This window comes from Okeania sp. (assembly GCF_983059655.1).
The window spans coordinates 1-8,742 of the sequence record NZ_CEZPJD010000320.1 but is presented as its reverse complement, the minus strand read 5'-3'; the positions used below and the strand labels follow the sequence as shown (position 1 = coordinate 8,742).

Genomic DNA, 8,742 nt, shown 5'->3' with positions numbered 1-8,742 from the left:
TTTTAGGCTAAATTTTACCCAATTATTTTAAGCTTCAGGTTCGACAAGATTTTCCAATCCAGCAACTACTTTAGCAGAAATAATTTTGTCTCCTTTACCTAATTTTTCCAAAATCTTTTTCCCTTCCACCACATAACCAAAAACCGTATAACGACCATCCAGTAAATTTATTCCTGCAGGGGTTAATTCTGGTTGGAATAAGAAAAAGAAAAATTGAGAAGAACCACCATCATTTTCAGATTCAGGACGAGCCATTGCCACTGTACCATAAGCAGAAAAAGGCAAAACAGGTTGTTCCCGAAAACGACCAATTTCCTCTAAAGTAAAACTATATACTGGTTCCTCATCTCCCTTGACCAAAATTTCCAGTGGGATATTACGGTACTCACCATTATCAGGGTCAATAAAACCAACTTCTGGGCCAGGAGGATCTCCAGTTTGTAAAACATAAGATTGTTCTGAGCGAATAAACTCCAGGCCATCGTAAAAGCCCCTCTGAACTAAATCTACAAAATTGCCAGCAGTAACAGGGGCACTATAACCATCAACAACCAAAGTCAAAGAACCCTTTTCCGTTTCCATCTCGATAGTAGCGCGACCTTTCAGTTGAGGTAAATTAGCAAACTCTGAAGGAACCTCAAACGGAAATCCTTCTAGCATCAACTTTTCAAGCTGACCAACTAATGCCAGTAGTTGTGCCCGTTGCTCCAATACTTGTTCCCCATCTTTAGCTTCAGCAACTTCTCGAATATTAACAATGCCCTGCTCAAGTTGTTCAATTATGGCCTCTGCCTCAGATTGTTTAGACTCAGAAACACCAGCTAATAACTTAGGCTTACTAATATTAAGAACCCTAGATGCAGCAGAAATATCACTACTAACAGAAGACCAACGCTTACCTCGCAGTCTATTAGCAATGTCCTCCAGACTCCTTTGTATTTTACGCACTGGTTCATTGTCTATTGGTAGAGCATACCTTAATAATGCCTTACCATCAGTAATCGGATCGCCTTGGGGCAAACGACTTTCACGAATTGTTGTATCACCGCCAAAGTCCCACCAAGCAGCACTAAGACCAACAGACAAAGTGAAAAGTAATAGTGCTAGGATGCTAGTTTTCAGCAAGCGTTTACAAATGTTAATTACGGAATTGTGTAGATTTCGCATACCTATGAATTTTTATCAAAATGTTAGCAGAAGACCCGCACCATAGCTACGCTATGTTGTCTTATGGGAATGCTAATCAATTGTAAGACCTGAAGGGAGTAAATCCCGGAAGGCGGGTGCATTGAAGCAGAAAGCCCTAACCCGTGATGGTTAGGAACCCGTGTTTTATCTATTGATTCAACGTCGGGAGCATGTCAATCCCTTACTAATATTACATGGCTGTCCACAGTCTTAACCAAGTCATAAGTCATAAGTTCTTTGGGACTTGCGGTTATCAATATACCGATTGGGTTTTGCCATTGCTTAAGTATCGTTTGTTTAACTAGTACTTTATTTTTGCGTAAGTCCCCTTTTATAACAATTGCTTTCTATTCCCACAATATTCAACCATTATTTCAACTCTCGAATCTTTGCTCCTAACGAAGAAACTCCTTCAAATATTTATAGAGTAGTGTTGTACGATGTCTCATGTTAAGTTCTAATCTGATAATTTAATTAAAAACCGCAATCACGTTGTTATATGATTTCTAGTAATGATTTTCGCCCCGGTGTGACTATTGAATTGGATGGTTCGGTTTGGCGGGTAGTAGAATTTCTGCACGTTAAACCAGGTAAGGGTTCTGCTTTTGTCCGAACAAAGCTCAAAAATGCACAGACTGGTAGTGTTGTAGAACGAACATTTAGAGCTGGAGAAACAGTACCTCAAGCTACTTTGGACAAAAGGCTGATGCAGCATACTTATAAGGATGCTGACCAATTTGTGTTTATGGATATGGAAACCTATGAAGAGGCCAATCTAAGTTCAGAGCAAATTGGCGAGCGTGTTAAGTATCTCAGCGAAGGTATGGAGGTTAATGTTATTAAGTGGGGCGAACAAGTAATAGAAGTTGAACTGCCCAACTCAGTAACTTTAGAAGTAACTGAAACCGATCCAGGTGTTAAAGGAGATACTGCTACTGGTGGTAGTAAACCTGCTATTGTCGAAACAGGTGCTCAAATTATGGTTCCTTTATTTATATCTAAGGGAGAACGGATTAAGATAGATACTCGAAATGATTCTTACTTGGGTAGAGAATCGTAGAATAAAACTAGATTTATTGTAGAAGTGAAGTTATGTATTGACTGTGTAATTCTGAGAGCTGATTTATAAAGTATATATCAAGAGGCTGAATACCTTGTAATACAAGGGTTTTGGGAGTTTATATCGATAACACTTAAATCCCTGAGAGTTAGGTAAAATAAGGGTTTTAGTTAAGTTGATAAATCAGCTCTTAGGTCTCTTTACGGGGGTGAATAAATGTGCTGAATTATCGTCGCACAAAGCCCCTTTTAACAGGTTATTAAGATGTAGTGAAGAGGACCATATAGCAGAAGGAAGAAGGAAGAAAGAAAAATCTTACTTTTTCTGAATTTGAAGTTCTCAATCTGTCAGCGCCCTTTTCTTCGACTGCAATAACAGAGATAAAAGGATAATTTATTGGTATTTTGCTTTTATTAACTAAGTCTAATTCAGTATCTATAGTAGCCAATAAGTATCCTGTATTTTTCTCTAAACTGCTACATTCTTCGATTAATAATTAGTAATCATGTTAGAACTTACATCTCAAGCTAACTTCTGCCAGTAAAAAAAATATTGCTTTGAATTTAACACTTCTACATCTATACTAAAACAGTAATAAACTCTTCTTTTTATGCAAAATTAATTGAGTTTAACGGCGATTAAGTGAGGATATAAAAACAGTGCAATTAGATTTACATCAACTGCGAGAACTACTAACAGCAATAGACGAAACTAATATTTCGGAGTTGACTTTAAAAAGTGGAGATTTAGAATTAACAGTACGTAAAGGAACTTCATTTAGCGATCGCCCCCCATTACCTTCTTCTGAGCGGACTGATGTTTCCGAATTTGTTTCTCCTGTTGCTGCCCCATTAGACACAACGGCGACCAAAACTGTTCCTACGACTCCAGGAACACCTCCTACGGCCTCTAGCAAATTTGAAGAAATTTTATCTCCAGTTGTGGGCACTTTTTACCGCGCTCCTGCTCCTGATGAACCTTCATTTGTGGAAGTGGGTGATCGAATTACTACTGGCCAAATAGTTTGTATTATTGAGGCGATGAAAGTGATGAATGAGATTGAAGCAGAGGTATCTGGACAAATAGTGGAAATTTTAATCGAAAATGGGCAACCCGTAGAATATAATCAGCCTTTAATGTTAGTTAATCCCAACTAGAGCGTATAAAAATCATGCCAGAATTGATTGAAAAACCTACTCGAATTGAACCTGCGGGCAATAAACCTAAGCAAATTGATGAATATATTGGTCGTGTCAATAGTCAAACAGATGCTATAAGTATTGCTCAAATGCACTCTCCCAGTGGGTGGATGGAACCAGGTCAAAGGCCAGAATTTGATGAATTTACTCTGGTACTTAAGGGAAAACTATGTGTTGAGTTTGAAGGCGGTAAGTTAGAAGTTAATCCTGGCCAAGCAGTAATAGCTCGTAAGGGAGAATGGGTAAAATACAGTACACCTGGTGCTGAGGGAGCAGAATATATTGCTATTTGTTTGCCTGCTTTTTCCCCTCATACTGTAAATCGTGATTCTGAGTAGATACTGAAAAATTTGACTTTGCTAGGAGCGGCTTTGAATTATCTGTTTACTTTAAAACCGCCCCTAAAATAATATTGAGATATCTAAAATTGGAATTCTTGTTGAAAATTATTGCGAGTAATGGGCTGAGATACTTCTAAACCTTCACCCCCAAGCATTTTTAAAGGTTTACCACCCACAAAAATCCACACTTTTACATCTGCTTCTAAACTAGAGGCAGTATAGATAACTTGTCCCAAGCGACTCATCATCGAAGCACTACCACCTCCAGAAGTAAATTCTTCAGATAAATCGATGTATACTCCATTATTTTCAACAGTAAGTGCTTGAACTTTTGTGCCTGTGGGAATAGCACTAAAAACATCAGTATTTGCTGGGCCGACGAGCAAGCGATCGAAAGCAGCTTTTAAGACAGCTTCTGGTTCGTCTGCTGTTTCTAATTTTACTGTAGAAGAAACTAAATCAATTTCTCCAGTAGCATCTTTAACCCAATAAAGTTCTACAGTTTTTTCTGTAACTGCTTTGGGTTGAGGCACATATAAAGGAACAGAGTCTGGAGATTCAACTTTAGCAGGAGGTGGGGGTGGCAAAGTCTCATCAGGCGACTTTGGAGTTGAGGGAGTTGTAAAAGTCTGAGAATTATCAGAAGTTTTTGTGGTGGTTGATTGTAAATTTGTCCATAAGGCGATGCCACCACCTACCGCCACTGCCAATGCACAAACACTGGCCACGATACCGAGAGATAAATTATTAGTTTGATTTTGATCTTTCATTGTGAGAACTCTCCTTGAGAATTAGGCATAATGGCAGTGAGGAGCTAAGGTTAAGTGTTTTCTGAGGTTATGTTTAATAATTCTATTGTATTGCAGGGAACAGGGAACAGTGGGAAAAACATTTTCTCTGTACAACAAGGAAGAAAGAAGGAAGAAGGAAAAATATTGCTTTGTCTAAGTTTTAAGCTTTTAGGTTGTCCTGAATAGTAATGGTGAAGATATATATTTTTTAATGTCTTCCCAAACTTTCCATACTCCCCAAACTTTCCATACTCCCCACATTTAAACAAATCCTAGACAGAAAAAAATAAATGCACTGAAACGTCGTACCTGAAAACCATTGCTGAAACTTATTAGTAAGAAAACAGCAATACTTAATAAGACAAAAATTAAATTTTCATAGGGAACTTGAGACCTTTAGGGAATCATTTTAATGCTTTCTCAATCAAATCTTTAATAGTAGATAACACCTCCACTACAGGTATTTCCTGAGATTGATGATTAGCTCTTTCTACAAATTCAACTTTCCCTGACTTGAGCGATCGCCCAGTAACTATTCGATAAGGAATTCCAATTAAATCTGCATCTTTGAATTTAACACCCGCCCGCTCATCTCGGTCATCCAAAATAGTCTCTATTCCAGCTTCATTTAATTCTTGATAGAGATTTTCTGCTACTTCCATTTGTTTAGCATCCTTAATATTAGGAATACAAATAACCACATGATAAGGAGCGATCGCTACAGGCCAAATAATCCCATCTTTGTCATAAGACTGTTCCACTGCTGCTTGGGCCAAACGAGACACGCCCACACCATAACATCCCATCAGTAAAGGCACTTCCTCGCCCTGTTCATTTGTATAAGTTGCCCCCATAGCTTCAGAATATTTCGTCCCTAACTGAAAGATATGGCCTACCTCAATACCTCTAGCAGTTTCTAGGGTTTGACTGGGGTCATGGATAGAGCGATCGCCTTTTTGAGCTTTTCGTACATCTACCACCAGTTTTGGCAATTGAAATTCCTGGCCCCAATTTGCACCTACAACGTGATAACCAGATTCGTTACTACCTGTTGCGAAATTTGTCAAATTTACAGCGGTCTGGTCTACCATTCGTAAGAATTTAGAACTTACCTCCTTACTAGAAGTAATATAATCATCAGACAAATCTGGAGCAATATAACCCAAAGGTAAAGATTTAGCTGCCCATTTCTTCTGAGCCTCCACATCTGGCACAGTCAAAGCCAAAACAGTTTTTGCCCCATAATTTCCAGCCAACTTAGTTAACTCATTAGATAACTTCACATCATTAACATCTTGGTCTCCTCGAATATTCACCAAAACCAAAACAGTCATCCCACTGTCATAAACTGCCTGGTATAAAACATTTTTCACTATATTAGTAGGAGAACATTTGAGAACCTGGCACAGCTTTTCAATAGTCTCTGTGCCAGGAGTTTCCAATTTTTCATAACTCTCAAAAGGTGAATCTTCCCCATCAAGTGGCATAGAAACAGCCTTTTCCACATTTGCTGCATACTTACCATCTTCGGTATATAGAATTTCATCCTCACCAGCATCAGCCAAAACCATAAATTCTTGAGACCCAGACCCACCAATAGCCCCAGAGTCAGCATCGACAGCACGAAATTCTAATCCACTGCGACGTAACATATTTCTATAAGCCTTATCCATATCTTGATAAGTCTTTTTGAGACTTTCCTTGTCAGTATGGAAAGAATACCCATCCTTCATAATAAATTCCCGGCCTCGCATTAACCCAAATCTGGGGCGAATTTCATCCCGGAACTTAGTTTGTAGTTGATAGAGATGTAGAGGTAGCTGCCGATAGGAGCGAATCATATCTTTAGCAACAGTAGTTATTACCTCTTCATGGGTTGGGCCTAATCCTAATTCCCGATTTTGACGGTCAATTAGAGAAAACATAATACCTTCAGCCTGAGTATAAGTATCCCAACGACCAGACTCTTGCCACAGGTCTGCGGGTTGAAGTTGAGGAAGCAGACATTCTTGGGCACCAGTAGCATCCATTTCTTCACGGACTATTTTGGAGACTTTATTCAGCACCCGCAACATTAGAGGGAGATATGCATAGAGACCACTGCCGATGCGACGAATATATCCAGCACGGATGAGGAGTTTGTGGCTAGGAATTTCTGCTTCTGCGGGGTCGTCTCGGAGAGTGACTAATAACATTTGAGATAGTCGCATGGTTGCTCCTTAGTAAAAATAATGATTATTTCAGATTAGTTTAGGATATTTGGTATAGCAAAGAACGAGTTAGTTAGGACTTATGCTGATAATGAAACTTAGGCAGGGAAATGTTTTTTCTACTTTTGCCTGTTCCCTGCATACATACTACTCAGGTATATTTTCTCTTCCTTCTTCCCTACTCTCTCTTAAGCAAAGTTTTGCCACCATTTCAGCTCTTGAAGAAACTTCTAGTTTACGAAATATCCTTTTCAAAGCTTGTTTTACTGAATTTTCTGTAATCCACAAAGTTGCTCCAATCTTTGCATTAGTCAACCCTCTGGCGACCAATTCTGCAATTTGTGCTTCCCGTGGGGTTATGTTGGAGCAATTCATCCGAAAGACAAAAGGTTTCGAGCGCAGTACCGCTAGTTTTGTAGAAAGATGGAGACAAAGCGCATTTAGATCAGCCAGATTATCTGCATTAAAAGCTTGGTCATAACGATAACGCGTAAAGGCAATGCCACCCACAAGTTGACCATCACTCACAATTGGACCGAGCATAACGTGTCCATGATCCTTGCGAGGACAAATCCTCTGCCAAACTCCAGGAGGTAACATTACTTCGTCATGGACAGCAGTATGGCGTTTAACCACATACCACAAAACAGGATTATAGTCTAGGGACAAAGCTAGTTTAATCATGTTTGGGGTATGTTCATCAATAGCAGGAAGCTGGTCTAAAAAAGTTAGTCCCCAGCGTTTGGCAGCAAAATAATTGCCAATTTTGGCCACAATTGGTTGCCTTAGCTCTTGTTCATCCTCTGCTTGAGCGATCGCTTGGAATAAAGCTGACAAAGAAATTCCCATAAGCACTTATGCAAAGAAACTATATATATAGATATATATTGAACAAAAACTCATAGTTTTTCCTGTATAGCACTAAGTGAATAGATTAGGGCAATTATAAACACTCAAACTAGGTCAGGGATTACTTCTGACTTCTGACTTCTGACTTCTAACTTCTGACTTGCGCGTAGCGCTATAAAGTGTACCCGATCGAGGTCTATACGCACATAAGTGGTCAATTTTAATCTGGATTCAGGATTGTTAATAGGAGAAACCAATGACTAATTATGCTCATCCTGAAGTTCTAATTGATACACAATGGCTGGCTGAACATCTCAATGATTCTAAAGTCCGTATAGTGGAGGTTGAGACAAGTCCACAACCAAACAAGAATACTCATGCTCATATTCCAGGTGCAGTTTTGTGGAACATTAATGACCTGCTGCTGACGAATCTCCAGATAAATTTTGAGGTAACTGCTATAGAGAAGCTACTTTCGCAATCTGGCATTACCAATGAGACGACTATTGTTCCCTATGGCAGCGATCCTGGAATAGGAGGTTTTATCTTTTGGTTATTAAAATTGTTTGGACATCAAGATATAAGAATTTTGAACGGCGGACATCAAAAGTGGATGTCAGAAGATCGTCCAGTTACAACAGAATTATCTAACTTCGCTCCGACTGAATACAGGGCAAAACCAATTGATAAAAGTCTACGAGTATTACATGAGGAAGTTCACTTATCAATTGGTCGTCCCGACACAGTTATACTAGATGTTCGTACCATTCAAGAGTACCAAGGTGAACACTTTTTAATGAAGCCACCAGAAGGTTCCGAACGTGCAGGACATATTCCCAGCTCTATTCATGTTGAACATATACTCACAGTCAATGAAGATGGAACTTTTAAATCATTTGATGAGTTACAGATGCTCTACAATAATCATGGTATTACCTTCGATCGGGAAGTGTTTCCCTACTGTGCAGTTGGTGGGCGATCGGGCTACATCTGGTTTGTTTTGAAGTATTTACTCGGTTATCCCAAGGTTCGGAACTATGATGGTTCGTGGAATGAGTGGAGTCGCTTGCCTAATGTGCCGATTGAAAAATAGAGTAATATCAT

General features: G+C 39.2%; 8 protein-coding genes. 4 read left to right on the top strand and 4 right to left on the bottom strand.

Annotation, left to right across the window (positions count from 1 at the left end; all coding sequences use genetic code 11):
• Positions 1 to 27: 27 nt before the first annotated feature.
• Positions 28 to 1,167 (bottom strand): peptidylprolyl isomerase, encoded by a 1,140-nt coding sequence (locus AC3DU7_RS17925; protein ID WP_488040677.1) that lies wholly within the window; start codon positions 1,165 to 1,167, stop codon positions 28 to 30.
• 520 nt (positions 1,168 to 1,687) lie between these two features.
• Here AC3DU7_RS17925 and efp point away from each other — a divergent pair.
• The 3 genes from efp to AC3DU7_RS17910 all read left to right on the top strand — a co-directional run bounded on the left by efp (position 1,688) and on the right by AC3DU7_RS17910 (position 3,785).
• Entirely contained in the window at positions 1,688 to 2,248 is a 561-nt protein-coding gene (gene efp, locus AC3DU7_RS17920; RefSeq protein WP_488040676.1) for an elongation factor P, read from the top strand.
• A gap of 659 nt (positions 2,249 to 2,907) precedes the next feature.
• Positions 2,908 to 3,405, top strand: a complete 498-nt coding sequence (gene accB, locus AC3DU7_RS17915; RefSeq protein WP_488040675.1) for an acetyl-CoA carboxylase biotin carboxyl carrier protein — start codon at positions 2,908 to 2,910, stop codon at positions 3,403 to 3,405.
• 14 nt (positions 3,406 to 3,419) lie between these two features.
• The gene (locus AC3DU7_RS17910; RefSeq protein ID WP_488040674.1) at positions 3,420 to 3,785 is read left to right on the top strand and encodes a cupin domain-containing protein; all 366 of its coding nucleotides are present in this window, start codon (positions 3,420 to 3,422) and stop codon (positions 3,783 to 3,785) included.
• 83 nt (positions 3,786 to 3,868) lie between these two features.
• Here the strand turns inward: AC3DU7_RS17910 and AC3DU7_RS17905 are convergent, their stop codons facing one another.
• The 3 genes from AC3DU7_RS17905 to AC3DU7_RS17895 all read right to left on the bottom strand — a co-directional run bounded on the left by AC3DU7_RS17905 (position 3,869) and on the right by AC3DU7_RS17895 (position 7,638).
• Positions 3,869 to 4,558, bottom strand: coding sequence for a GerMN domain-containing protein (locus AC3DU7_RS17905; protein WP_488040673.1), 690 nt, complete (start codon positions 4,556 to 4,558; stop codon positions 3,869 to 3,871).
• 425 nt (positions 4,559 to 4,983) lie between these two features.
• Positions 4,984 to 6,789 (bottom strand): proline--tRNA ligase, encoded by a 1,806-nt coding sequence (gene proS / locus AC3DU7_RS17900; RefSeq protein ID WP_488040672.1) that lies wholly within the window; start codon positions 6,787 to 6,789, stop codon positions 4,984 to 4,986.
• Positions 6,790 to 6,936: 147 nt separating this feature from the next.
• Positions 6,937 to 7,638, bottom strand: a complete 702-nt coding sequence (locus tag AC3DU7_RS17895; protein ID WP_488040671.1) for a helix-turn-helix transcriptional regulator — start codon at positions 7,636 to 7,638, stop codon at positions 6,937 to 6,939.
• A 256-nt stretch (positions 7,639 to 7,894) separates the two neighbouring features.
• Between AC3DU7_RS17895 and AC3DU7_RS17890 the strand changes: the two genes are divergently transcribed.
• A complete protein-coding gene (locus AC3DU7_RS17890) occupies positions 7,895 to 8,731 on the top strand; it encodes a sulfurtransferase (RefSeq protein WP_488040670.1) in 837 nt (278 codons plus the stop codon).
• The last annotated feature ends 11 nt before the right edge of the window (positions 8,732 to 8,742 follow it).

Coding starts and splice junctions, on each gene's coding strand:
- AC3DU7_RS17925 (WP_488040677.1), bottom strand. CDS start 1,167: ATGCGAAATCTACACAATTCCGTAATTAACATTTGTAAACGCTTGCTG.
- proS (WP_488040672.1), bottom strand. CDS start 6,789: ATGCGACTATCTCAAATGTTATTAGTCACTCTCCGAGACGACCCCGCA.
- AC3DU7_RS17890 (WP_488040670.1), top strand. CDS start 7,895: ATGACTAATTATGCTCATCCTGAAGTTCTAATTGATACACAATGGCTG.
- AC3DU7_RS17910 (WP_488040674.1), top strand. CDS start 3,420: ATGCCAGAATTGATTGAAAAACCTACTCGAATTGAACCTGCGGGCAAT.
- efp (WP_488040676.1), top strand. CDS start 1,688: ATGATTTCTAGTAATGATTTTCGCCCCGGTGTGACTATTGAATTGGAT.
- AC3DU7_RS17895 (WP_488040671.1), bottom strand. CDS start 7,638: ATGGGAATTTCTTTGTCAGCTTTATTCCAAGCGATCGCTCAAGCAGAG.
- AC3DU7_RS17905 (WP_488040673.1), bottom strand. CDS start 4,558: ATGAAAGATCAAAATCAAACTAATAATTTATCTCTCGGTATCGTGGCC.